General features: G+C 70.2%; 21 protein-coding genes. 10 read left to right on the top strand and 11 right to left on the bottom strand.

The window, feature by feature from the left end; all coding sequences use genetic code 11:
- Positions 1–230 precede the first annotated feature (230 nt).
- Positions 231–1,025: an SDR family NAD(P)-dependent oxidoreductase gene (locus tag ABD324_RS12020; protein WP_344415579.1), complete on the bottom strand. Its 795-nt coding sequence runs from the start codon at positions 1,023–1,025 to the stop codon at positions 231–233.
- Positions 1,026–1,533: 508 nt separating this feature from the next.
- Between ABD324_RS12020 and ABD324_RS12015 the strand changes: the two genes are divergently transcribed.
- Entirely contained in the window at positions 1,534–2,073 is a 540-nt protein-coding gene (locus ABD324_RS12015) for a hypothetical protein (RefSeq protein WP_344415577.1), read from the top strand.
- On the opposite strand, the gene mobF is transcribed toward ABD324_RS12015, so the two are convergent.
- From mobF to ABD324_RS11975, 8 genes are all read right to left on the bottom strand, one after another.
- The gene (gene mobF / locus ABD324_RS12010; protein ID WP_344415575.1) at positions 2,070–6,323 is read right to left on the bottom strand and encodes a MobF family relaxase; all 4,254 of its coding nucleotides are present in this window, start codon (positions 6,321–6,323) and stop codon (positions 2,070–2,072) included. The genes ABD324_RS12015 and mobF overlap by 4 nt on opposite strands.
- Positions 6,324–6,408: 85 nt before the next feature.
- Positions 6,409–7,038, bottom strand: a complete 630-nt coding sequence (locus tag ABD324_RS12005) for a hypothetical protein (RefSeq protein WP_344415573.1) — start codon at positions 7,036–7,038, stop codon at positions 6,409–6,411.
- On the bottom strand, positions 7,035–8,861 hold the full coding sequence (locus ABD324_RS12000) for a type IV secretory system conjugative DNA transfer family protein (protein WP_344415571.1): 1,827 nt from the start codon (positions 8,859–8,861) through the stop codon (positions 7,035–7,037). Before ABD324_RS12000 ends, ABD324_RS12005 begins: the two co-directional genes overlap by 4 nt.
- Complete coding sequence (locus ABD324_RS11995; protein ID WP_344415569.1) at positions 8,861–9,484, bottom strand: DUF2637 domain-containing protein; 624 nt, start codon at positions 9,482–9,484, stop codon at positions 8,861–8,863. The genes ABD324_RS12000 and ABD324_RS11995 overlap by 1 nt, the downstream gene beginning before the upstream one ends.
- On the bottom strand, positions 9,481–9,963 hold the full coding sequence (locus tag ABD324_RS11990) for a hypothetical protein (protein ID WP_344415567.1): 483 nt from the start codon (positions 9,961–9,963) through the stop codon (positions 9,481–9,483). The genes ABD324_RS11995 and ABD324_RS11990 overlap by 4 nt, the downstream gene beginning before the upstream one ends.
- Positions 9,964–10,003: 40 nt before the next feature.
- Positions 10,004–10,231: a hypothetical protein gene (locus ABD324_RS11985; RefSeq protein WP_344415565.1), complete on the bottom strand. Its 228-nt coding sequence runs from the start codon at positions 10,229–10,231 to the stop codon at positions 10,004–10,006.
- An 18-nt stretch (positions 10,232–10,249) separates the two neighbouring features.
- A complete protein-coding gene (locus tag ABD324_RS11980; protein ID WP_344415563.1) occupies positions 10,250–10,561 on the bottom strand; it encodes a WhiB family transcriptional regulator in 312 nt (103 codons plus the stop codon).
- Complete coding sequence (locus tag ABD324_RS11975) at positions 10,548–10,808, bottom strand: helix-turn-helix domain-containing protein (RefSeq protein WP_344415561.1); 261 nt, start codon at positions 10,806–10,808, stop codon at positions 10,548–10,550. The genes ABD324_RS11980 and ABD324_RS11975 overlap by 14 nt, the downstream gene beginning before the upstream one ends.
- Before the next feature lie 146 nt (positions 10,809–10,954).
- Between ABD324_RS11975 and ABD324_RS11970 the strand changes: the two genes are divergently transcribed.
- A complete protein-coding gene (locus tag ABD324_RS11970; protein WP_344415559.1) occupies positions 10,955–11,305 on the top strand; it encodes a winged helix-turn-helix domain-containing protein in 351 nt (116 codons plus the stop codon).
- Positions 11,306–11,542: 237 nt separating this feature from the next.
- A complete protein-coding gene (locus ABD324_RS11965; RefSeq protein ID WP_344415557.1) occupies positions 11,543–12,976 on the top strand; it encodes an NsdA family TPR-like regulatory protein in 1,434 nt (477 codons plus the stop codon).
- On the opposite strand, the gene ABD324_RS11960 is transcribed toward ABD324_RS11965, so the two are convergent.
- Together ABD324_RS11960 and ABD324_RS11955 are read right to left on the bottom strand one after the other, a co-directional pair.
- Entirely contained in the window at positions 12,918–13,844 is a 927-nt protein-coding gene (locus tag ABD324_RS11960) for an aminoglycoside phosphotransferase family protein (RefSeq protein ID WP_344415555.1), read from the bottom strand. The genes ABD324_RS11965 and ABD324_RS11960 overlap by 59 nt on opposite strands.
- 53 nt (positions 13,845–13,897) lie before the next feature.
- Positions 13,898–14,146, bottom strand: coding sequence for a hypothetical protein (locus tag ABD324_RS11955; protein ID WP_344415554.1), 249 nt, complete (start codon positions 14,144–14,146; stop codon positions 13,898–13,900).
- A gap of 82 nt (positions 14,147–14,228) precedes the next feature.
- Here ABD324_RS11955 and ABD324_RS11950 point away from each other — a divergent pair, with 82 nt between their 5' ends.
- The 7 genes from ABD324_RS11950 (at position 14,229) to cas4g/cas1g (ending at position 23,282) form a co-directional block, all read left to right on the top strand.
- On the top strand, positions 14,229–14,408 hold the full coding sequence (locus tag ABD324_RS11950; RefSeq protein ID WP_344415553.1) for a helix-turn-helix domain-containing protein: 180 nt from the start codon (positions 14,229–14,231) through the stop codon (positions 14,406–14,408).
- A 279-nt stretch (positions 14,409–14,687) separates the two neighbouring features.
- Positions 14,688–14,891, top strand: coding sequence for a helix-turn-helix domain-containing protein (locus ABD324_RS37195; protein ID WP_425565844.1), 204 nt, complete (start codon positions 14,688–14,690; stop codon positions 14,889–14,891).
- Positions 14,892–15,115: 224 nt separating this feature from the next.
- Positions 15,116–16,276 carry a type I-G CRISPR-associated RAMP protein Csb1/Cas7g gene (gene cas7g / locus ABD324_RS11945; protein WP_344415552.1) on the top strand — a complete coding sequence of 387 codons (1,161 nt, stop codon included), beginning with the start codon at positions 15,116–15,118 and terminating at the stop codon, positions 16,274–16,276.
- A gap of 2 nt (positions 16,277–16,278) precedes the next feature.
- Positions 16,279–17,679, top strand: coding sequence for a type I-G CRISPR-associated protein Csb2 (gene csb2, locus ABD324_RS11940; protein ID WP_344415551.1), 1,401 nt, complete (start codon positions 16,279–16,281; stop codon positions 17,677–17,679).
- Positions 17,669–20,650, top strand: a complete 2,982-nt coding sequence (gene cas3g / locus ABD324_RS11935) for a type I-G CRISPR-associated helicase/endonuclease Cas3g (protein ID WP_344415549.1) — start codon at positions 17,669–17,671, stop codon at positions 20,648–20,650. Before csb2 ends, cas3g begins: the two co-directional genes overlap by 11 nt.
- Complete coding sequence (locus ABD324_RS11930) at positions 20,647–21,600, top strand: type I-G CRISPR-associated protein, Cas3-extension family (protein ID WP_344415547.1); 954 nt, start codon at positions 20,647–20,649, stop codon at positions 21,598–21,600. Before cas3g ends, ABD324_RS11930 begins: the two co-directional genes overlap by 4 nt.
- Positions 21,597–23,282, top strand: a complete 1,686-nt coding sequence (cas4g/cas1g, locus tag ABD324_RS11925; protein ID WP_344415545.1) for a CRISPR-associated endonuclease Cas4g/Cas1g — start codon at positions 21,597–21,599, stop codon at positions 23,280–23,282. Before ABD324_RS11930 ends, cas4g/cas1g begins: the two co-directional genes overlap by 4 nt.
- The last annotated feature ends 2 nt before the right edge of the window (positions 23,283–23,284 follow it).

Here is a 23,284-nt window from a genome sequence, read left to right as displayed (position 1 = left end):
ATCACCGGCCGTGCACCCGAACGACGAGCGGCGGCGAGGAGCGGATCTCGATGTCCCTGCTGAGCACGCCCGGTGTGCTGGACGGTCCGCTCGGCCGCGTCGCGGCACGCAGCGCGGGGAGGCTCGTGTCCGAATGCCGCCACCGAGGGAGCCGCGGCGACTAAGGTCCCTCAGCTCGTCCGCGACCGGAAGTCCGTTCTCGGACTGAGCCTTCTCCTCCGAGTGCACGGTCAGAGCGGCATCGAGATGCCACCGTTGACGCGCAGGACCTGACCGGTGACCCGCCGCGCCTGGTCCGACACAAGGTAGAGGACGGCGTCCGCGATGTCCTCCGGCTCGCACAGCTGCCCCAGCGGGGTGCCGGACCGGTGAGCACCCAGCACCTGGTTCCGGCGCGCCTCGTCGATGACCCCGTCCGCACCGCGGAAGTTGCGCTCGGTCATCGGGGTCTCGACGAACCCGGGCGCGACGGTGTTGACGCGGATCCCGCTCGGGCCGAGCTCGGTGGCGAGTGTGCGGGACAGCTGCGCCGCGGCGACCTTGGACATGGCGTAGAGACCGTTGCCGGCCACGGCGAAGTCGATCGCGGTGGACGACATCGTGACGATGGCTCCCCCGCCGACGCTCTCCATATGCGGTGCGACCGCCTGGCACCCGAAGAGCACACCCTTCGTGTTGACGGCGAGGACGGCCTCGAGTTCGGACTCCTCGACGTCGAGCAGCCGGACGTCGAGGATGATCCCCGCGGAGCTGACCAGGATATCGATCCGGCCGTGGCGCACGGCTACCTCGTCCGCGGTGGCGACCATCGCGGCGCGGTCCCCCACGTCGACGGTATGGGCCGTGGCGCTGCCACCCTGCTCGGCGACGGCGGACGCGGTCTTCTCGGCGCCTGCGCCGTCGCGGTCGACACAGGCGACGACGGCGCCGGCCACGGCCAGTCTCAGCGCGACTGCGCGCCCGAGACCACTCGCCGCCCCGGTGACCACGGCGACACGTCCCGCCACGGGCTGATCGGATGACATGAGCTCTCCTCGTCGAGACGTGCCGGCAGGAGCGCCCTCCTCGAACCGCGAACGGCCGCGGCGCAACCCGGCTCCCTGCGGTCTATCGATATTTGACGATAATGTCAAGTAGGCGACCGGCCGGATGTACGGCAGATGGAGGTCCCAATGCACATGACGGAAGGCGACCTCGAGCCGCATGCTCTCGACGATGTCCGCCGGGGCGACGTCGATCAGGTTCGTGAGGATCGGTCCAGCTCGACAATCGCGGGGGCGTAGGGGCCAGGCAGTGCCGATGCCGAACGGCCCTCGGGCCCACGCTCGGCGGATCCGCGCGGGGTCGGTCGTCGCCCGGGACTCCAGCCACGGATCGCCGAGCGCTTGTCCTCACTCGCAGCGGAAACACCCGCCAGCCACGGGCCGCGTGAGAGAGCGCGGCACGGAGGATCTCACCGGGCACGGAGCTCACCCCGGCTCTTCCAGTTGCCCTCACCCGGATACTCAGGCTCATGGAGTCCGCCGTGCCGCCGTGGGCTGTTCCCGCGTGCGCGGAGTTTCCGACCTGCACTGGCTCGCCTACGCCGACGCGCTCCAGGAACGCTCCCCGCTCGCCCGCGGCGTCGTCGCGGCGCTGGAGTGGGTTCGCGGCGAACGTGACGGCCCGCTGACCGGCCGATCCGAGCGGCCGGTGACCGCGGAGTTGGCTCGGGCCGAGATGTGGGCCGCCCACGAGATCGTCCATCCCGACGCGCCCCTGCCGGCGCGGACGCTCGCCGACGAGTTGGGCGTCCCCCACCGTTGTCCTCTCCCGATCGCCCCTCACGCCGCTGACGGGGTGCGGCTCACCCTGCGCTGGCTGCTTGGCGACGTTGCAGAGCCACCGCTCGACCTCCCAGTCCGTGACACCGAGCGCGAGCTCGTCGACGCCGCGATGGCCGCTGCCCCACACCGGTTCTGGGGTCCCGAGGAGCGCCACGCCGCCCGAGCGGAGGCGCGAGCCGCCCTCGAGCGGTCCCGGCGGCTGCTCGATCGGATCGCAGCGATTCAGGATCAGGTCGCCTCGGCTTAGCGCTCGGCGACGGCTTCCGCGTCCCATCCGGCTGTCTCCTCTCGCTCCGACGAGTTCCATGCGGTCTCCTCGCGCATCGCGGTCTCCTCGGCCTCTCGTTGGGCGTCGGCGGTGTCCCGGGCGGCGATCTCCGCGAGGGCGAGTTGGGCACGGGCGACGGCGGCCGTGGTCTCGTCGACGGTTGGGATCCGGCCCGGCGTCGGGTCGGCTCGCTCGTTGTCCGCCGCCACACTTCGATCCCGCAGGTCGTCGATGCCCGTCTCGGGCCCCGCGCCGACATCGGCAACGTCCTCGTCGTCCACCGCCAGGTCGCGCTCGCTGATCTCCCGGTGCCGGTCTTCGACCTGTTGGTCGGCCTGGTGGACGGCGAGCCACTCCTCGGCCGTGACCCGGTCGCCGGGGTGAGCGAGATCCACGCCGCGAGCACCCAGCTCGACACGAGCCCGCTCGGCGCGATCGCGGGTCTGGGCGGTGTGGACGTACCACTTCGACCGCGCCTCATCCGCCTGCTCGAGCTCAACGGCCTGCTCGCGCAGGACCTCGGATTCCGCGCGCGCCTGCTCTGCGTCGTGGCTCAGCTGGCCGCGCTCTTGCTCGTCTGTCGACGTCTCCGAACGTGCTGCCCATATCTCAGCGTCGGCAGCGGTCATGGCTGCCTTCTGGTGGACCTGGTCCAGCTCCTCGCCGACCCAGCGCGGTGCCCAGGTCGTCTCACGTTCGTAGGCGCGGACCCGCATCCGGAGCTGCCCGTCGCTCAGGTCGGCTTCCTCGGCACCGCCGTCGGGAAGGTCGAGCGCTCTGTGGGCGGCCCGGAACATCGCCGACGACTCGGCCAACCCGGCGGCAGGAGCAGCCCCCAGCGGATCGCGCTCGTCAGTGTGTCCGGCGAGCTCGCGGTACGCACCGGCCCAGCCGGCTCGGCGCTCCCACTCCGCCCTCTCGACTGCGTCCTCCGGAACCTGACCGAGAACCGTACGAGCCCACTCGGGCTGCTCGTGTGCCAGCTCCGCCCCGATCTCGTGGCGGCGACGGTCGACGTCGTCGGCACGGTCCTGAAGCCACTGCGTCCAACCCTGCGGAGCGTCGGCCGGGACCAGGTCGGCGGCCGAGGTGATCTCCGGTGTGAGCCGCCCGTGCAGGGTCGTCGTTATGCGGTGGTGCAGGACCTGGGCGGGCGAGCGTGCGTCGGTCAGGTCGCGGCCCTCCACCGCGCCCCGCAGCACAGCGGATGGCTCGTGACCGGCGAGTTCCGCGGTGCGCAGGAGTCGGTCCAGGCTGGATAGTGCCTCGTCCGCGGCGAGCCTCTCGCGGATCGGCGGCGGCAGGACACCGTCGCTCACGAGCCGATCGAGGGTCGCGGCGATGCGCCCGGCCGTCACGTGAGCAATGCCCTCGGCCAGCTGTCCGGCGTGGGTGAGCGTCGAGCGCGCGGTGATCTCTGCCTGCTCTCGCTCGGCGAGGGCGGTGCGGTCGGTGGCGGCTGCGGTGAGGACGTCGCCCAGGACCGCACGAGCTGAGCGGGGCTCGGTCTCGAAGGTCTCACCCGGCAGTGCGTCCGACGCCAGGTTGCGAGTGACCGTCCACGCCGTGTTCGCCTCTCGACCGCGGGTCATCGCGACGTAGAGCGCCTCCGCGCTGGTCCCGGAGCCGAGGACGGCGTGCGAGGTGTCGACCGTGCGCCCCTGCGTCGCGTGCACGGTGCTGGCGTAGGCGAGGGCGAGATGGTCGCGGACGTACTCGGCCGAGAGCTGCAGCGAATCTCCGCCGCTGGTCGGGACGACTGTGAGCCCGCCATCGGTGCGGATGTCGCTCACCCGGTAGATCGATCGGTTGATGGGTGCGCGCGTGTTGCCCTCGAAGCCGAGAAGGCCCCAGCCATTCCGGCGGGCCTGGACGAGATCGCCGCGTCCGGCGACGGTGCCCTGCAGACCGAGCTCGACGCCCGACGGTTCGACACGCCCCAGCTCGACCAGCTCGCCGCGAAGAGCCTCGCTGACGCGCGCGGCCGCATCGTTGCCTCCGACGATCAGCACCGAGTCGCGACCCGCCAAGGTGTCCGCCAGCCACGCGCGCGAGGCGGCCACTTCGGCCTGTTCCAGCGTTCCTGAGCCGACGAGCCGGCCATGACGCTCGTACGCGCCGAGTGCCTCGGCCTCGCCGCCGCGAAGCTCCAGGGATGCGGCGCGCTCCCACTCCGCCGCGAACCGGCGAACCTCGCCGAGCTCGTAGGTGACACCGCGCTCGGAGACGTCCGACAAGCCTCCACCGGGGCCGACCGCGCCGAGTTGCCGCGGATCGCCGACCAATAGGAGCTTGGCCCCGGCGGCGTCGCATCGCCGGACGATCTCCGCGAGATCCCCGGTAGTCGCCATGCCCGCCTCGTCGACGACAACCAGGTCCCCGTCGCGGGGCAGCATCGTGGCCTCCGAGTTGACCAGCCACCGCGCGGTGTTCGTCGCCTGCAAGCCCTCCTCGACGAGCAGGTCGGCGGCGACCTGCGACGGGGCCAGCCCGAGCACCCGGCGCCCGGTCGCCTGCCACGCCTCGGTCAGCGCCCCGACGGTGAACGTCTTCCCCGTCCCGGCGGCGGCGCTCAGCACCTCCACGCGCGCACCCGAGGTCAGGACACCCCGGACCGCCGCGGCCTGGTCAGCGCCCAACTCGTGCCCGGACTCCGCGAACCGACGGATCACTCCGTCCGCGGCCTTATCACCGAGGGTGGGTGCGCCCCGGGTGACCGCCGAGCGCCGCAGCAGTCGCTCGGCGGCAAGCTGCGCGGGAGCACTGAACCGAGCACTCCCCGGGGCCACGAACATCGACTCGCCGTCCGCGCGCGTCAGCTCGACAGGAAGGTCACCGATGGGCGGCGGGCTCAGCGGGATGCTCTGCTGCAGAGCGACATCGGTCAGCCGCTCGAGGAGCGGCCGGATCTCGTCCGGCGACGCGCCGAGCCCGCCCGGGAGCTCGTCCGACACCGCGCGCAGGAGATCGGATCGGGTCCACGAGGCTCGCGAACCCGAGACGTTCGCGATCGCCCGCTCCACCACGTCCCGGACCGACCACTCCTCCGCCGGCGCCGATTCCTGCGATCGGGCCACGACGTCGTCGGCGACCTGGCGCAGTCCGCCGGTGACGGCTTGACGGGACTCGCGCTCCCATCGGTCGAGGCGGTCGGCGAGCGTCTCGGAGCCGTGCTCCTTCGCGGCTCGCGTCGCCAGGGTGGCCTGCTGAGCGATGCGCGTGCGCTCCAACGCCGACGGCTCTCTCCCGAACCGGGAGACGAAGGCGTCGGTCAGCTCCCGGCTGCGGGTGGTGATGGCGTGGCGGCGGGAGGAGAAGACCGCCATCAGGTCGGGATCGATGCCGACGATCTCCCGGGCCCGTCCATCGGGCCGGGTGGCCAGCTCCACGCCGAGGCTCGTCGCGAGGTGCGACTCCATGACGCGCTCGGCGATGGCGCCCGCAGCACCCCGGTGGGTGTGGAGCGTGCGGGAATCGAGGGTGCGCCACGTGCCGTCGGCTGCCTGGACGCGGTTGAGGATCGCGTTGTGGACGTGGAGCTGCGGGTCCTGGTCACGAGAGTCGTGCTGCAAAAACTGGGCAACGACGAATTCGCGGGCGTCGACCCAGCGCCCTCCGCCACCACCGTGGTGACCTGCGCGGGTGTAGCCGGCCGCGTCCTGCAAGTAGTCGAGGCCCGCCCGCGCACCGGCGAGCACGGCATCCTCGACCGCCCGGTGGTGGGCCGTCCAGGCCTCCGCCGCCTGCTGGTCACCCGCGGCGCGAGCGTCGTTGGCCGCACGCTCGAAGGCGACCCCGAGCACCGTCACGCTCTTCGGCGCGGAGAACGTCGCGTCGATGAAGGCGACGGCCTGACGTGCGGACGCCTCGGCCTGGGTCTGGAGTTCCGCGCGACGCTCCGGACCGGCATCCAGCTCGGCCGCGAGCAGGCCACCGTAGATCTCCTCGGCCGCGCGGTACTTGCGATGCGGAGCGGCGAGCAGCGCGGCCTCGCCCCAGGTCGCCCGTGAACGCGACGCCGGATCCCGAGGATCGGCGAGGTGCATGTAGACGGCCTCGATCAGATCCGGGTCGATCTCGCCCACCAGGCCGAGTCGTTCCGCACCGGCTCCGTACCAGAGCCCAGCGGGCTCCCCTGCCGCGACAGCGCCGGTGTAGTAGCCCTCGCGACCGCCCGACACCGGGCCCGTCAGGTAGCCGACGTCGTGTCCCACGGCGAGGCTCAGCACGGCGGCACTCGCAGTTCCATCGGATCGTGATGCCTAGGTGTGACTAGGTTCGTGATCTTGAATAGTTGATCTCTGCCGTGGTGTCTCATCGGTGGCCTCTGCGGTGCTGTGCTCGGTCATGGCGCTCGGCGGTGACGAGTTGCTGGCTGTCGGGTTCGGGGAGTGCTCGGCTCGTGGTCCAGGCTCGAGCGATATCGCTCGCGGCGTTGGCGAGCGGGACGACGGAGCCGTCGTGCAGATCGGTTCCCGCGGTGTGGAGCGCGAGTTCGCAGCTGCCGACCGCGGCGCGCAGTCGCCTCGCGACGCCGGGGCGGAAGCGGTCGTGCCAGTCGCCGATGCGCTGCCAGGACCCCTCCTCGTCGTCGAACGCGGTGGAATGGGCACCGTGGAGCCACCACAGCTCCTCGACGACGACCGGGTGCCACAGCCAGCAGGAGGGCAGCTCGCCGTCCGGGTACCGGAGGTAGACGGACTCGACCCAGTCGATGAGGTCGCGTAGCCCGGTCGCACCCGCTTCGACATCCCTGGCCGCGAGCCACCCGCCCACACCGCTCCCGGCCGTGCCGGTCTCGTCTCCCGCGGGCGGGCGAGCCCGGGTGAGCCGGGTGACGTCGGCCGAGAGCTGGCGAACCAGCGTCTCCAAGTCGCCCACCTTCCGCTGGGTCCGCTCCAGTGCGCGGGCGAGGGCCGTCAGCGTTCCGTCCGCGTCGCTCACGGCCGCCTCCCTGGCAGCGCGATGACGTTCGGGGCGGCGTCGATGGCGGCAGGGGCTGCCTCGTCGCGGCGATCGGCCCGCGCATCCCGGAACCGACTTGCTGAGTCGCCGTAGCGGTCTGGCCCCCGGGTGGCGAGCCAGTCGAGCAGCGCCTCGACAACGACGTCCCGGCGCACCCTGAGCTGGCAGTACCGCTGCTCGCCCCGGATGGCCCGGGCATGCGCACGGACGTCCCGACGACGCCAGACCATGAGCACCTTGCCGACGGCCGGCGGGATCCCGCGCCGGTAGACGACGGCGTGGCCGGTCGGCAGGTTCGCGATCTGCGCGAGTGGCAGCACGGGGACCTTGCGCACGGTCCGAGAGAACGTGCGGCCGTGCAGGTCGGTCGTCGTGACCGGCTCGTCCCGCTCGCCTGCGAGCGCGGACCAGAAGGCCAGGTCGTCGCGGTCGCGCGTACCGCCGAACACCATCACCACCGCAGCGTTGTTGAGGATGATCGCGGCACCGGTCTCGCACCACCGCGCGATGAGCTGGGCCCGGGACTGGAACGCGCCGATGATCGTGACCCCGCGGCCACCCATGTCCGCCGTCCAGGACGGCAGCGGAACCGGGGAGATCAGCGCCGCCTCGTCGAGAGCGAGCGTGAGTGGCGGATCCAACCGCCCGCTCGACCGCGTCGCGGCCAACCGACGGGCTTCGCGGGCGATGTATCCCGTCAGCGCACACACGAGTGGCGCCGCCTGGGTCTCCTCGGCCCCGAGGAGGTAGACGGTGGCGTTCGAGGCGAGGATCTCCTCGACGTCGAAGGGGTGCTCGCCGCTCGCCGCGGCCGACGCCGCGGGCGAGGTCAGCCAGCCCAACGCGGGCATGATCGTCGAGGTGATCGACGTCCGCGTCCGATCGTTGGTGGTGACGAACTGGGTCGCGTCCTCGGCGTAGTCCGGCGCTGGCGAGGTGCGGAGGAGCGAGGCGATCTCGCGCTGCGCCTCCGCGGGCGAGGTGACCCAACCGAGCACCTCGCGCATGCTGAGGTCGCCCAGCGCGGCCGCGTGCAGGAACGCGGCCAGGACGCGACGGGCCTGGGCATCCCAGAACTCGCGGTCACCACCGCCGCCGTGCGAACCGGAGACGAGGAGATCCCCGGCACGCTCGGCGGCCGTGACCGGGTTCTTACAGCCGGTCAGCGGGTCGAAGGTGATCGTCGACGGGTGGCTTCCCAACCCGACGGCGTTGAACACGTAGGTCGGTCCTCTGCTCGACCGGAGCGGAGCCGTCAGCTCCAGCAGATCGGTCCTCGTCGAGGTGACGAGAGCAGCGCCCGGCGCGTCGATGACCCTGCCCGCGATCCACCCCGTCTTCCCGCTGCGAGGTCCGCCAACGGGGACGATCACGTCCTCCACGGAGGCCCAGACCCGCTGGGCGCCAACTCGGCACAGGGCCACGGCGACGTCGAGTGTGCGGATCGGGCCTCGCTCGGAACGCGGCAGGGCGGCCAGCTCGGGGCGGACGAAGGCGGCCTTCCGTCGCATCGCCGTGGCGGACGCGAAACGGGCGATGTCGATGCTGGAAGCGACACCCGACTTGCGGCGGGAACGCGCGCTCCACCGCACCACCCGCGCCGACGAGCGGCTCCACAGGTGCCAGCCGACGGCGGAGACGGGCAGCGCGCCGCCCCCGACGAGCCACCACCCGAGGTGCCCGATCAGGCGCCAGCAGGCGAGGGCCGCGAGCAGGGCAAGTACACCGGCGATCCACCGTGCGCCGCGCCGCCAAGCCAGCGCAGCACCGCCTGCACTGACGACGAACAGCAAGAACGTCATCACTCCCCCTCGGATCGATCGGAACTGCCGTTCGGCTGCCGGGAGGCAGCGAGCAGCTGACGGGCTTCGTGCTCGGTGACCCCGAGCTCCTTGGCAAGTCGCCGGCGGCCGATTCCGTCGGCGATGAGTGCGGCTGCGCGGTCACTCGGCTCGGGCTCGGCGGGTGAAGCCGAGTCCCACCACGTCATGCCCTGGTCGTGGAGGTCCTGATCGACCTCGGGCATCTCGGGCGTGGGCACGCTCCGCCCGACGAGGACTGCGAGGTGCACGACAGCGCCGAGCACTGCGGGAGCGATCCCGGATACGCCGACGACCACCCACCAGGCGGGCTCCAACCGGTAGGCCTCGAGAACATGCCCGAGGGCGTTCGCCGCGACCGACAACACCAGGAGGCCGAGAGCGAGGACCCGTGCGAATCGGCGGGCCCGGGCCGAGGCCTCGGCGCCCAACCACACCATCGAGCCCGCCGCGGCGCCCGCATCCACGACGACCGGGAGCAGCCAGGCCAGTCGGGGGTCGAACCCGCACTGCCGGGCGAGATCGCGCAGAGCGGCGAACGACAGCACGGCGGCCGCCGCCGCGACCACGGCGAGCATCGCCAGCAGCCACCTACGCGCGCTCACCGGGCTCGCCTCAGCCGCGGGCAGGCCTCGTCATGCCCGGTCTCGTTGTTGGCAGGGATCGCGTCGTACGGCCCGCCGTCGGCGACGATCCGACCGCAATCACCGCAAGGCCACCCGGCGGTCGGGCGCCACGCCGCCCGGGCGTGTGCCGTGCTGCCCTCGACCACGAGCTCGAAGGCCAGCTCCGCCGGGATTCCGTGGTCGTCGCTGATCCCGAGCGCGTCGGCGATGTCCTGCCAAGTGCGCCCGACCGAGCGGGCCTGGCAGGCGAAGTCGTAGAGGCGCGCTCGTCCGACGGAGAGGGCGAGCGCCGCTGCTCGGACCCCGGCGAGGGGATCGTCGACGACCCGCACCCAGAACGAAGCCTGGGGGAACGGCTCGCACTCGACGCTCGTCGCACCGAAGAGCTCGATCGCGACCCGCTGGATGCTGTCGACGATGGCACCTCGGTGGAATCGGTGGTCTTCCTCGGTAGTCATCGGTCACTCCTCCTGTCGTGTCGTCGTCGCGCCGTCGTGCTCATCCCTCGGCATCGGAGTCCTCGCCGTTCAGCACCGGGGTCGCGGCGTCCTCGAGCGTCGTGAAGAAGCTCCCGATCGCGGCGGGAACGTCCCGCCCCACCGGGGTCGCCACGAACAGCACCACCGCGATGAGCGAGAAGACGACCGCACCAGCCGGAACCCGCGCCTTCGCACAGATGACGGCACCGACTACGGCAAGGAAGATCAGAACGCCCGCGCTGCTCACTGCACTTCTCCTGTCGGTTCATGCCGAGCGCCGGGCCTTCCGCCAGCGCGGGACCTCGAAGCCGGCGGCACGCATCTCGCGGATGAGGCCGAGGCGTTCTCGGTGGGTGAAGCCACCCCAGATGCCGTAGGCCTCGCCGGTCGCGATCGCGGTCGCGAGGCACTCCGGCTGGACCCCGCACGCGCGGCAGATCGCCTTGACGTGTGGCACCTTCTCCCCCTCGTCGGGGAAGAAGAGATCGGTGCCGACCTCTTGGCAGCCGGCGTCGACCTTCCAGTCGGGATCGATGTCCTGACCGAAGAGAGCCTCGAAGAGCTCACGCGTGTCCACGCCGGACCTCGCCCGCGTCGTAAGTCCAGTCGGCGACATCGACGGCTCGGCTCTCGGACACCGCCGTCTCCGCCATGACCTCGAGGGCCCGCGCGGGGACCACGACCCGTCCCCTGATCTTGAGCGCGGGGAACTCGCCGTCCTTGATGGCTCGGTAGAGGGTCATCTCGGACATGCCCAGCATTCGGGCCGTGGCCGCCACGCTGTAGAAGCGCGGCGCCTCCTCTGGAGTCTCGTGCTGTCTCATCGGACCTCCTGATCTCGCCTCGGCTCACTATATGCATATGGTGCACCTGAAGCGCCTAGTCTGGCTACGGGGCGGTGGATAAGGCGTGTCGCGGGGGACAACTCGACACACGGGGCACAATGCGTCGGACGACGAAAGGCGGGCCGGTGGCGAGGAGCCCCAAGTACCAACAGGTCGCCGACGACCTGCGGGCGAAGATCGCGAGCGGGACGTACCCGATCGGCGAGCCGCTGCCGTCGACCTCCGCTTTGATGTCCGGCTACGACGTCTCGATCACGGTGGCCCGGGCCGCGATCAAGCAGCTCCAGGCCGAGGGGCTTGCCGAGGGGCAGCCCGGCAAGGCTGTCTACGTCGTGGGCGAGCCCGGACCGTCCCAGCCCTCCGCCGAGTTCTCGGAGATCACCCGTCGGATCGAGGATCTTCGGGAGGCTCTCGACTCGGCGATGACCCAACTCGACGCCCGGGTCTCCGAGCTCGAGAAGAAGATCCGTCGCTAAGCCCTCGTCCGAGCTCGTCGAGCCGGGTCAGGAACGCCGCCGACCACGCCGCGAAATCGACGGCGAGACGATCTAGCTCCACCTGCACCTGACGCTCTTCCTCGCAGGTCAGACCGCTCTCTGAGGCCGCCTGCTGCTGCTCCTCGTTCACGCTTCCCACCCTGACTTGCGTCAACGCGCCACGACAGGGCGCACAAGGGGGCACACTCGAACGCGGGGGCACAGAGGGGGCGATCCGTGGAGCCGAACGAGCAGCTCAGCGCCCTGATTCGTGCTGCCGGATTCGTGGACCCCAGCGGGACGATCGCCCGCAAACGGTTCGCGCGCGCCGTCACCGCGGCCGAACACCGCCGAGGGGTGACGCGAGATGTCACGCACACCCACGTCACCCGATGGCTCAACGGGTCCGTGCCACGGGAGGAGACGACGCGAGCGAGCGTCCTCGAAGTGCTGGGCGAGGAACTCGCCCGGCAGGTCCACGCCGACGAAGCGGGCTTTGGCGTTGCGACGATCTCCCCCGACCTGGGCCTGATCTACCCCGTAAACGCGGACGCGTCCGCGACGACGCTCGCTGCACTCCTCCAGGCCGACATCGACCAGGCAGCCGTCATCGTCGACTCGGCGGTGAGTCCCTCCGCGTGGAGCCAGTCGTCGCTCTCCTGGGTCGTGAGGACGCGGGATCCCGCGCACCGCGTGCCGCGACGGATCGGCGCAGCGGACGTCGACCGAGTCCGGCAGACGCGGGAGAGTTTCGCGTTGCTGGACAACAGGTTCGGCGGCGGGCACGCGCGGCGGTCGCTCGTCGTCTACCTGCGCGAGGACCTCCCTGCCATCCTCCGAGCGAGCGCCGGCTCCGAGACCCGCGCCGACCTCCTGGCCGCGAGCGCGGAGATCACCCAGCTCGCTGCCTGGGCCTCGTACGACGCCGGACACCATGGTCTCGCGCAGCGCTACTTCATCCAGGCCCTGGGCCTGGCGGGCGCTGCCGACGACCACGGGCTCGCCGCCGGCGTCCTGGACGCCATGAGCCATCAGGCCACCTTCCTCGGCAGCTTCTCCGAGGCAGCCACTCTCGCCCGAGCCGCACTGCTCGGGACGACCTCGCTCAACGTGCCGATCCTCAACGCGCACTTCCATCTCATGGAGGCGCGCGCCCTCGCGCGCATGGGAGACGCGATGGCCTGCGATCAGGCGTTGAGCCGAGCTGTCGCGGCGTACGAGCAGCACGTCCCGGGGCACGGTCCGGAGTGGGTGCAGTACGTCGACGACGCGGAGGTGGCCGCCGAGCTGGCGCACTGCCAGCGCGACCTCGGCCGCAGCGGACAGGCCATCCACTGGGCGACGAAGGCGGTCACCGACGCAAGCGGCAGCTACGCGCGCAGCGACTTCTTCGCGACGATGGTCCTTGCCCAAGCCCAGTTCGACGCCGGTCAGCCCGAGGAAGGCGCTCTCACCGCACTGCGAGCTCTCGACCAGGGCGAAGCGCTGCGGTCCCGGCGGATCGTGTCCTACGTCGTCGAGCTCCACCAACGGCTCGGACGTTTCCGCGGATCGCGCGTGCTCGCCGACTTCACGGAGCAGGCGCACTCGCGGCGACTCTGGCAGGCCGCTGTCAGTACGCAGACCAATCGCGACGACTCCCGCCGGTCCGGATCGCGTCGATCCGCTTAGCGGCCTCCTTGGCCGACTTCGCGGACGTCGCGGCTTGCTTGCTCAGCCACGACGTCATGGCGATCTCGCGGATATCCGCGAGGTCGGTGTACGCGTGCCAGCCAAGGATGTCGTGGCCGTACGCCCGGACGAAGGCCGCGTACTCCTCCGCCGTGTGCCAGCCGAGCCGGTCGTAGAAGAGTGCGGTCTGGATCAGGTCCCACTCGCGCGGCCCGGTCGCCATGCTGTCGAGGTCGATAAGAACCGCCTCGCCGTCGCGGTCAAGCAGCACGTTGCCCACGTTCGCGTCGCCGTGGATGATGCCCGGCTCCAGCTCGTAGGGCAGCGCATCGAACACCAGTCGCGCCCACTCGTACTTGTCGCGAAGGAACTCCTCGTCCTCCGGAGCCAGGCCCGGGTACTCGGGGAGCGGCTCCCAGTCCTCACCGAACGGCCTCACCTCCGGGAGCTCGACGTCGGGGTGGCTCTCCAACGCGTGCAAGTCCCGGAGGATGTAGCCCACCTCGTCGAGTGGGGCGTACTCCTCGACGTCGGTCGCCGACCGCCAGAACGTCACCACCCTGCCGTCGGCCTCGATCGGCTGCTCGACGTCGATGACGCGCGTCGCCGGGTAGTCCACCGCCGCCAACCACCGCGCGACAGCCACCTGCCGCCGCGCACCGTCGAGTGGCGCACCCGGCCTCGACACCCGCGCGATGACCTCGTCGGGGAGCCGGTAGACGGCGTTGGAGCCGTAGCGAACGAGCTTCGACGGCTCGTACGGGATGTGGACCGCCTTCGCGGCGCCGCGCAGTGCCACGGAGGGGTCGTCGAGTTCGGGCTGAGTCGCCTCGGCGTCGCTGATCGCGCACCTCGATTTCGTCGTCATGGGCGGAGCCGCAGCCGGTTGAGGTCAAGCCTAGGCGCGGCAGCGGAGGCAGGTCAGTCGGCGGGATACAGCCGGCGCGTGAACGAGCGGGGCTGCTCGGCTCCGTCGATGAACCACGCCACCGGCTTCCGCGTACCCAGCTGCCCAACGCGAAAGCTCGTGACCGAGGTCGACAGCACCCGGTGGTCCGTCGAGCGAGACCGCGCGTACTCCAGCGCCTCCCCCTCGGACCCGAACACGACCTCGATCCCACCCACGTCGTCCGGCTTCGTGGCATGGACCGAGTACACGATCTCCGACACGCCCGCCTCCTAAGTACGCCAATCTACGACATACTACGACGAAACTCGTAGACCGCGACGCCAGACACCTAGCGTGCGTGTCGTGGCCCGGCTACTGACCAGCGGCGAGCTCGCCAAGGAACTCGGCGTCAGCCTCCGCACAGTGCATCGCTGGATCGCCGATGGGCTTATCGAGCCGGAGTTCCGGACGCCGGGCGGCCACACGCGCTGGAACGTCGAAGCCGTCCGCGAGCGGCTCCGGTCCGCCGATCAAGACCATTGAACAGCCAGCTCACCGAAATCCAGGTCACTCACACAGGGCCTGAGATACTGGACATACCCGCGCAATGCAGAAACCCATGACGATCTGCGGGCTACGAGTTCGGTCCACGCCTCCTTCAGATCATCAAAATTGCTGGCAACTCGACCATCCTCCGCAGAGGACATCATCGACGCTTGGTCTGTTCGGCAGCTAGACGGCGGCCCGGCCATCGATACTCTCAGCAGGAGGCCGGCTTTTAACCTCTAGCTTCCATAACAGGGATCGGGCGTGGAGATCGACATGAGGCCGTATCCCCTGGCGAGGCGCCTGCGCGTGCTGCATCAGCTAGGCAACGGAGTCTCCGTGTCCCGAGTTGCTCGCGCTGAGGGCATCCCGACCTCGGCCGTCCGACGTTGGAGAGACTCCGAGGACGCCGAGTCAACCGTCGCGGTGACTATTGCGAACGGTCGCGTCACAGGGGTTTCCATCATCCCTGCTCGGTGACAATGCAAGGAGCCCGGCCGCACCGGGAAGGACTTCGAGGGATTTGATCCCGCTTAACGTCCAGCTTCCATCCGCTACTGAGTCCCGACGCGGCCAGGCATCTCTGCAAGTGAAGCACGGGACTCCCTTCGCGTCATCAGCCCTGATGACACGAACCTGGTTTTGTCGGTGTCCACCTCCATAGTGCGGAGCCGATCATCCTCCATCTGACGAAGGGCCTGCTGATGGCAACGACCGAGGACTGGTACGACGCGCTGCTGAACGCCGTCGGTCTCGACGGGAACCGGGCGATCCTGCGAATCACGACGACGTACCAGGCTGCGGGCGGTGACGGCAGCAAGGTCTTCCCGCCGACGTTCCCCGCGCCCGGTGGGAGGACCGGAGAGTCCATCTACCTGCTGGAGGACCGGGTCGTTGATGGCAAGCCGCGGAACGCAGTCGTTCTCGACCAGGTCCCGTCCCAGGCAAACCGAGCCGAGGAGGCGCTGCTCCGGGCGTACCGAGAGGGCCGAGTGCAAGTGCCCCTTCTGCAGATCGACCACTCGGGCGCGGCTCCCCTGGTCCTGACCTCGTTGGAGTTCCCCCACCGGTACGCCGACGCCTATCTGCGCGACAGCTTGCTGGACGGAGAGGCCTTCGACCGCACGAGCCTCGGCAAGGAGTTGCTCTCCGCCTCACTCGCCGACGCGACGGCGCTCTACAGCCGCGATCCCGGGTCGTTGATCTACGGGGCCTGGAACAGCCACCGCAAGGGCCGCCAGCAGAAGTTCCCGCGGGTGTATTCCAGCGAGATCGTGGGATGGGGCCCGGCGACCGGTGCTCGTCACGCCGGTCGGATGGATCCAGCAAACCTGTCCGGGGCCCGGAAGGGTCCGGCCGACAGCTGGGAGTTCACGATCTCGGCCAAGAAGGCCAAGGACGAGAAGCTCAGCGAGATCGGGCACGGCAACGTTGCTCCAAACGCACAGCACGGAGGTGTCACGATCACCTCGGCCCAGCGCTTCGCCACGCTCTCGCTCGCCGGCCTCGACCGGATCCGATTCGGCTCCCAGCCACGCTCGGCGGCGGTCGCCGCACGCGCAGCGCTCGCGGCCTATGCCCTGGTCGCGGACCGGCTGGCGTTCGGGGGGCCGTCCCTGTGGCTCCGCAGCGGCTGCGAGCTGGTCGTCGCCGACGAGCGGATCGACTGGGTCCTGCGCGGGGGCGCGACCGAGAGCCTCACACTGACGACCTCCGATGCCGTCGACCTCTACGGGCTTGCCGTGGCCGAGGCGGAGAAGCAGGGTCTGCCCTTTGCACTGGAACCCGTCGCGCTGACGCCGTCGAAGGCGCTCGCGCAGGCGATCGACTACGCGCTCACCAAGGCGGACGGGGACGAGGCCTGACCGTGGGCGTCACCATCTCGATCGATCTGCTGTCGGGCGTCTACGACGCCGCCGACCCCGAGGATCCACGGCGGGCCGAATGGCCGCCCCACCCCGCGCGGCTGTACTGCGCGCTGGTCGCCGCGGCCCGAGACGAGACCGACCGGGCTGCACTGCAGTGGCTGGAGCGGCAGGATCCGCCGCTGATCATCGCCGCCGGGCAGGCGCAGGAGACCAGCCGAAGCGGTTACGTGGTCGTCAACGCAGTCAGCGCCAAGGGCGGCAACCAGTCCCACCCCGGTCGCACCAACGGCCTGCGGGTCCGGAGTTCGTCGATCCCCGCGGCCTCCACGGTTCGCATCACCTGGTGCGAGGAGGCACCGGCCGGGGCCGTCGAGGCCCTCGACAGGATGGCGCGTCGGATTCCCTACCTGGGCCGATCCACGGGCATTGCCCTCGTCGCGGCCGCAGCCGCTGCCGACGAGTGCCCCGAAGAACTCGTGGTGTTCGAGCCATGCTCGCTGCTCGACCGCGAGCACATGGTGCGTATCCCCTACCCGGGTTTCCTCTCGGAGCTGGACTCGTTGTTCGCCGCGGACCGGCAGGCCTGGGAGGCCAGCCGCTACCAGCCGTATCGACGTCGGTCTGCCGAATCCGCCGCTCCTGCGGAGACCGAGGCGGTCATCCCGTCCGTCTACACGGAGCTGGTGACCTTGAGGTTCTCCGGCCTGGCCCCACAGGCGTCGTTGACCGTCCCGTTCACGACCGCGCTGCGCAAGGCGGTGCTCGCGGTCGCCGGGGACTCGGCGCCGGCGGCGCTCCACGGGCACGGCGCCGACGGGCGTCCCCACGTCGCTTTTCTGGCTCTGCCCGACGTCGGAGGCGAGTACTCCGACGGGCACCTTCTCGGACTCGCCGTCGCCGTCCCCGACCTACCTCCGGCCGAGCGCCGGGCGGTCCTCGCAGCCGTCGGGGGCCTTCGCCGAGGCGAGGTCGAAGGGACCATGACGCTGAACGTGCCGCCCATCGGCAAGGTCGAACTGCTCCAGCCCGCCGAGGTATACCGGCCCTGGGGAGCCTCCCCGCAGCGCTGGCGCCGAGGCAGCCGACGCTGGGTCAGCGCGACTCCTGTCGTTCTGGATCGGTTCCCGAAGCGACCAGAAGCCGTTGAGCAGGAGATCCGCACGGGCCTGCGGAAGGTTGGCCTCCCTGAACCGCTCGAGATCGCGATCAGCAAAGAGCCCCTGGTTCGGGGTGCGGCTCGGATACGACCACCCGACCTCCCCAGGCGCGCCCAGGGCCGGCCCTACCGGCACATCGCTGTCACCTTCGATCGACGTGTGTCCGGCCCGGTGCTCGTCGGAGCCGGCCGCTATCTGGGCATCGGCCTCCTCGCCCCCGTAGGAGCCGACGATGACCGTTAGTGACCCGGCGCTGCGTGCCGAGGACTTTCCCGAGTTCTTCCGCGCAGTCCACGGCGTCGACCCCTTCCCCTGGCAGCTCGACCTGACAGGGAGGGTTCTCGCCGAGGGCAGATGGCCCGATCTGGTCGACGTGCCGACGGGCCTGGGCAAGACCAGCATGATCGACATTGCGGTGTTCGTCACTGCAGCCACGGCGAGAACGGCTGGCGCGGAGCGAGCCGGCAGGCGTCGGATCTTCTTCGTCGTGGACCGCCGCCTGGTCGTCGACGAGGCGTTCGAGCACGCGACCCGTCTCTCGGAGCTGCTGCAGGAGGCCACCAACGGAGCTGGAGCCATGGCGCGGGTGGCCAGGGCGCTCCGCGCGCTCGCTCCCACCGCCTCCGGAGACCTCCTGCCGGTCACGAGGATGCGCGGGGGCACAACGTGGGCGGCAGCGTGGATGGACCGACCCGACCGGCCCGGAATCGTCCTCGGCACGGTAGACCAGGTCGGAAGTCGGTTCCTGTTCCGCGGCTACGGGGTCTCCGACCGGCGCAAGCCCCTCGACGCCGCCCTGGTGGGCACCGACTCGTTGATCATGGTCGACGAGGCTCACCTCGCGACGGCGCTGCTGACCACGTTCGGGGCCGCCTCACAGCGGGACCAGCTGGGGCTACCCGTCCCCGACCCGCTCACCGTCCGGCTGTCCGCAACCGCAGAACCGACCTTCGAGACCTACGCGCTCGATGTCGACGCGCACCGGGGCACCGCCGTCGCCTGGCGGAGACTCAACGCCGGGAAGGGGCTTCGCCTCGTCGAGTCCACCCCGAAGGGCTCGGCCAAGGACATTGCGGCACAAGCCATCGAGGCCGTCTCGGCCCTATCCGGCGGTGGCCGAGCACCGGCAGTGCTCGTGGTGTGCAATACGGTCGATCGGGCCCGCGAGGTGTTCACCAAGCTGCGGGCAGGCCTGCCGGAGGCAGACTGCGAGCTCCTCATCGGGCGCTCCCGTCCGATCGACCGGCCGGGCCTGCAGGAGCGCGTCCTGCGCCTGCTCGGTGTCAGACGGCGAGCGACGGACGTTCCTGCGGTCCTCGTCGCCACTCAGACAGTGGAAGTCGGGGTCAACCTCGACGCCGACGCGCTGATCACCGAGTCCGCCTCGTGGGACGCCCTCGTCCAGCGCCTCGGCCGACTGAACAGGCTGGGCCTGTTCTCCGACCGGTTCCCGGGCGATGGCCACGCCGTGGCGACAGTCGTCCACGACGGCACAACGGACGGACCCGTCTACGGTGCGGCCCGAGACGCCACGTGGTCAACCCTGACGACCCTCGCCGAGGGCGCGACAGGGGACATCGACGTCTCGCCCCTGGCTTGTCGAGCGCACACCGCATCGGCGTTCGCCGACAGGAGCTACCTCCGTGCGACCCGCGGCGTTCCAGTCTTGCTGGGGCCGACGCTGGACACCTGGGTCCAGACCGCGCCAGTTCCGCTCAACGACCCGCCCGTGGCGCCCTTCCTCCACGGCTTCGACAGCGGCGCCCCTGCCGTCCAGATGGTGTGGCGAGAGGGGCTCGTTGAAGACGATCCGTTCGACGGGGACGCCGAGCTGCCGGCGGAGCGGCTCGACGCGTTGTTGACCCAATGGCCGCCAAGGTCTCCCGAGATCGTGGAGATTCCGTTCGTCGCCGCCCGCCGCTGGATCGGCGGGCAGTCCCCGGAGCCCGTCAGCGACGTGGACATCTCCGGCGAGGAGCTCGGTCGACAGCAGCCCGTCGCCGATCCCTTCCGCGTGCTGGCGCAGCGGGCCAGCAGGCAGACCGGACGCGCTCGGACGGACGCACCGACGCGCTGGTCGTGGATCGATGCCGAGCAGCTGCGCCCAGGCGACCTCGTTGTCGTCCCCACGGAGCGGGGAGGTCTCGACGAGTACGGGTGGGCTCCCGCCGACCGCGGCCTGGTCGCGGATGTCAGCGAGGCAGCGTCGTTCGCACCGGGCCGCGGGGCGCTCCCCGCGGCTCTTCGCCTCGACGCCGGCCTCGCAGCTCGCCTTGGCCTGGATCGAATCGGCACGGAGCAGGTAACCCGACTTCTCGATCTCCCTACGGGAGAGCCTGTTGACGTCGGGGTGATGCAAAGCCTCGCCGACAGCCTTCCTGTCGAGGGTCTGCGCCGGTTCGGGTGGACGGAGACGACGTGGCGGGAACTGGCTGCGTGGCTGCGCACCCGCTCGCCCCGGCGAGTCGAGATCACGGATCCTTCCGATGATCGATGGGGCGAGCCCGAGGTGTGGGCCGTACTGCTGAGCGGCCCACGCGGCGCTGCTGCCCCCACAGAGGGCGACGACGAACATGCCGGCGCAAGCTCGGCCGCTCCGGCTCAGGTGACGCTCGAAGCGCACCATCTGGCGGTGCGTCGGCGAGCCGGGGACATTGCCCGGGCACTCGGGTTGTCGCTGGACCTGGCCGCAGTCGTCGAGGACGCCGCCGGATGGCACGACCTCGGGAAGGTGGAGGACCGATTCCAGGCGATGCTTCATGGTGGGGACGCGACGGCCGCCGCCCTCGCACGCGAGCCACTGGCGAAGTCCGGAATGGATCCGGTCAACCGCAACGCATGGCGCGACGCGGCTCGCCGCAGCGGCCTTCCCACCGGAGCGCGCCACGAGGCTTGGTCCGCTGCACTCGTCGAGGAGCACCTCCGGCACCTCGACGACGGATACCACGGTGATGTCGACCTGCTCCTGCACCTGATCGCCAGTCACCACGGATACGCCCGCCCTCTCGCATGGCTCGTTGCCGACAACGACCCTCGCGACATCGGCGTCGCTCTCGGCGAGCACAAGGTCGTCGTGCGCTCTGACCAGACGGTCGACCTCCAGCAGCCGGCGCGCTTCGCCCGTCTCAACGCGCGCTACGGCCGATGGGGTCTGGCGCTCCTCGAAGCCGTCGTCCGATGCGCCGACACCACAGTCTCAGGAGAGGGATCATGACAAGCCTCCCGCTGCCGGCGCTGCATGGCGAGAGCCCCCTGGGCTTCCTTGCCGCACTCGGCACCGCTCGGCTCATGACAGAGCACACGGCGCATCGGCCAACCCTGGCCTGGTCACCCGAGACCGGCACCGCCGCACTGCACAACGTCGACCTCACCCTCGAGGACGTCGTCAGTGAGCTCATCGGCATCGTCGCCGCGATCCCGGAGGACGGCGTCCTGCCCGGACTCCCCTCCGACTTCCCGCCCCCCGGTGAGGCGCCGGACAAGCTGCGTCTTCCCCGCCCAGATTTCTCCCGCTTCGCCGAGGCAGTCGCGCGCGACGGCGGACGGGCCGCCGAACGATGGCTCTCGAGCCTGGTCACCGATCTGAGCGTCGACGACAAGGGTCGCGTCGACATCACGTTGTTCGCCGCCCCGTCGGGCAAGCAGTCGATGCGGACCATGCTCGACAAGCCACTGGGCCTGGTCAGGCGCAACCCGGAACTCTTGCGCGAGGCGCTCACCTCGTGGCGCCGCTATCCCGGTGTCTCTGGCGAGTACCTCGACCACCGCGTTCTGTACGACGCCACGGACTCACCGAACGGAAAGCCGGCTGAGCGAGGTGTCCCAGGCGCGACATGGCTGGCGCTCATGGCCTACCCTCTGATGGTGTCCGCCGCCGAGAACGGCGACATTCGCACTACGTGCTGGCAGGCGTTCCCCCGCGGGCCGAAGCGGCTGATCTATCCACTGTGGTCAGCTCCTCTCGAGCTCGACGCGGTGCGAGCTTTGCTCAGCCACCCGGTGATGAAGCGTGCGGAACCAGGCGACCCGCCGGAGCTCGCACGGCTGCTCTCGATCTTCCGGATCGTTCACGCCTCTCGTCGGCGACTGGCTGGCAGAACTTTCGCCGGCGTCCTGGCTCCGAACGATCAGCCCCTTGAGCCTGAAGAGGCACTTCCTCGATGACCATCCGGCCCGACGACCCCGCCCTACCCGAGACCGTCCCTGCCCGGATGGTCAACGAGTTCGTCTACTGCCGGCGTCTCTTCCACCTCGAGTGGGTCCAGGGACGCTTCGCGACCAGTGACGACGTCGAGGAAGGTCTCTACGTCCACCGCGTCGTCGACGAACCCGGCGGCGACCTGCCGGAGCCGGAAGACGACCTCGAACGCTTCGGCGGGCGACGGTCGCGAAGCTACTGGCTCAGCTCGACCGCGCTTGGTGTCAGCGCCAAGATCGACGTGGTCGAGGTCGGCTCCGACGGCGCTGTCACACCCGTCGACTACAAGAAGGGAGGACCCGACCGCAACGGAAAGCCGTGGCCAGCCGACGTCGCACAGTCGCGCCTCCAGGCCTTGCTCCTCCGTGAGGCCGGCTACAAGGTCGCCAACGCCGAGATCTGGTACGCCGAAACCCGGACCCGGGTCGCCCTGCCCATCGACGACGACGCCATCGAGTCGAGTCGTAGCACCCTCGCCGACCTATGGCAGGTCGCAGGCTCGGACGAGGCGCCACCGCCACTCGTCGACAGCCCGAAGTGTCCGCGCTGCTCGCTCGTCGGGCTCTGCCTGCCCGACGAGATCACCACCCTCAGAACACGCGCTACAGCCCCCAAACGGCCACGCGGCATCATGGCCGCCAGCCCGGACAACCGGCCTGTCTACGTGATGGAGCAGGGAGCCGTAGTCGGCGTCCGTCGCGGTCGTCTCGAGATCACCCAGGGCTCCGACAACCTCGGCAGCTACCGGTTGATCGACGTGTCGCAACTGTGCCTGTACGGGAACGTCAGCGTGAGCGCGCAGGCGATGCGCGAGATGTTCGCCCGCGAGATTCCGGTGTGCTGGTTCTCCTACGGAGGCTGGTTCTCCGGCATGGCCGAGGGGCTCCCCGGGAAGCACGTCGAGCTGCGACGAGGGCAGTACACCGCGCCCGCCCCCCAAACCCTGGCGGTCGCTTCGGCCATGATCGAGGGAAAGATCCGCAACAGCCGGACCTTGCTGCGCCGCAACAGCAGAGTCAGCCCGACGCGCACCGTCGAGCAACTCCTCGATCTCGCACAGTCGTCCCGAACAGCTGTTGGATACCCGACCCTGCTCGGACTGGAGGGGACGGCCGCGCGCCTCTACTTCGGGCAGTTCACCGGAATGCTGACACCGACAACGGGCATCGACATCGGCTCCTTCGACGACAACGGCCGCGCCCGGCGACCACCGCCCGACCCGGTCAACGCGCTGCTGTCCTTCCTCTATGCACTTCTAGTGAAGGACCTCGTGATCGCGACATACGCCGTCGGCTTCGACCCGTACCTCGGGGTCTACCACCGGCCACGGTATGGGCGCCCTGCCCTCGCCCTCGATCTGGCTGAGGAGTTCCGGCCGCTCATCGCGGACAGCACCGTGATCCAGGTGATCAACAACGGCGAGGTCCGGCCTCAGCACTTCACCCGGCGAGCCGGTGGGTGTCAGCTGGACAAGGAGGGACGCCGCGCCGTGATCCGAGCATACGAGCGACGCATGAGCCACGAGATCAAGCACCCGGTCTTCGGCTACCGAGTCAGCTACCGGCGGGCCCTCGACGTCCAAGCACGCCTCCTCGCCGCCCACCTGACCGGTGAGATACCCGAATACACGCCGTTCACGACGAGGTAAAC

The organism is Pseudonocardia ailaonensis (assembly GCF_039531635.1).
GTDB lineage: Bacteria > Actinomycetota > Actinomycetes > Mycobacteriales > Pseudonocardiaceae > Pseudonocardia > Pseudonocardia ailaonensis.
The sequence above is the reverse complement of the archived record's forward strand: the minus strand, read 5'-3'. Positions and strand labels throughout refer to the sequence as shown.

Coding starts and splice junctions, on each gene's coding strand:
- cas4g/cas1g (WP_344415545.1), top strand. CDS start 21,597: ATGACCATCCGGCCCGACGACCCCGCCCTACCCGAGACCGTCCCTGCC.
- cas7g (WP_344415552.1), top strand. CDS start 15,116: ATGGCAACGACCGAGGACTGGTACGACGCGCTGCTGAACGCCGTCGGT.
- ABD324_RS11990 (WP_344415567.1), bottom strand. CDS start 9,963: ATGACTACCGAGGAAGACCACCGATTCCACCGAGGTGCCATCGTCGAC.
- cas3g (WP_344415549.1), top strand. CDS start 17,669: ATGACCGTTAGTGACCCGGCGCTGCGTGCCGAGGACTTTCCCGAGTTC.
- ABD324_RS11960 (WP_344415555.1), bottom strand. CDS start 13,844: ATGACGACGAAATCGAGGTGCGCGATCAGCGACGCCGAGGCGACTCAG.
- ABD324_RS11930 (WP_344415547.1), top strand. CDS start 20,647: ATGACAAGCCTCCCGCTGCCGGCGCTGCATGGCGAGAGCCCCCTGGGC.
- ABD324_RS12020 (WP_344415579.1), bottom strand. CDS start 1,025: ATGTCATCCGATCAGCCCGTGGCGGGACGTGTCGCCGTGGTCACCGGG.
- ABD324_RS37195 (WP_425565844.1), top strand. CDS start 14,688: ATGAGGCCGTATCCCCTGGCGAGGCGCCTGCGCGTGCTGCATCAGCTA.
- ABD324_RS12000 (WP_344415571.1), bottom strand. CDS start 8,861: ATGACGTTCTTGCTGTTCGTCGTCAGTGCAGGCGGTGCTGCGCTGGCT.
- ABD324_RS11975 (WP_344415561.1), bottom strand. CDS start 10,808: ATGAGACAGCACGAGACTCCAGAGGAGGCGCCGCGCTTCTACAGCGTG.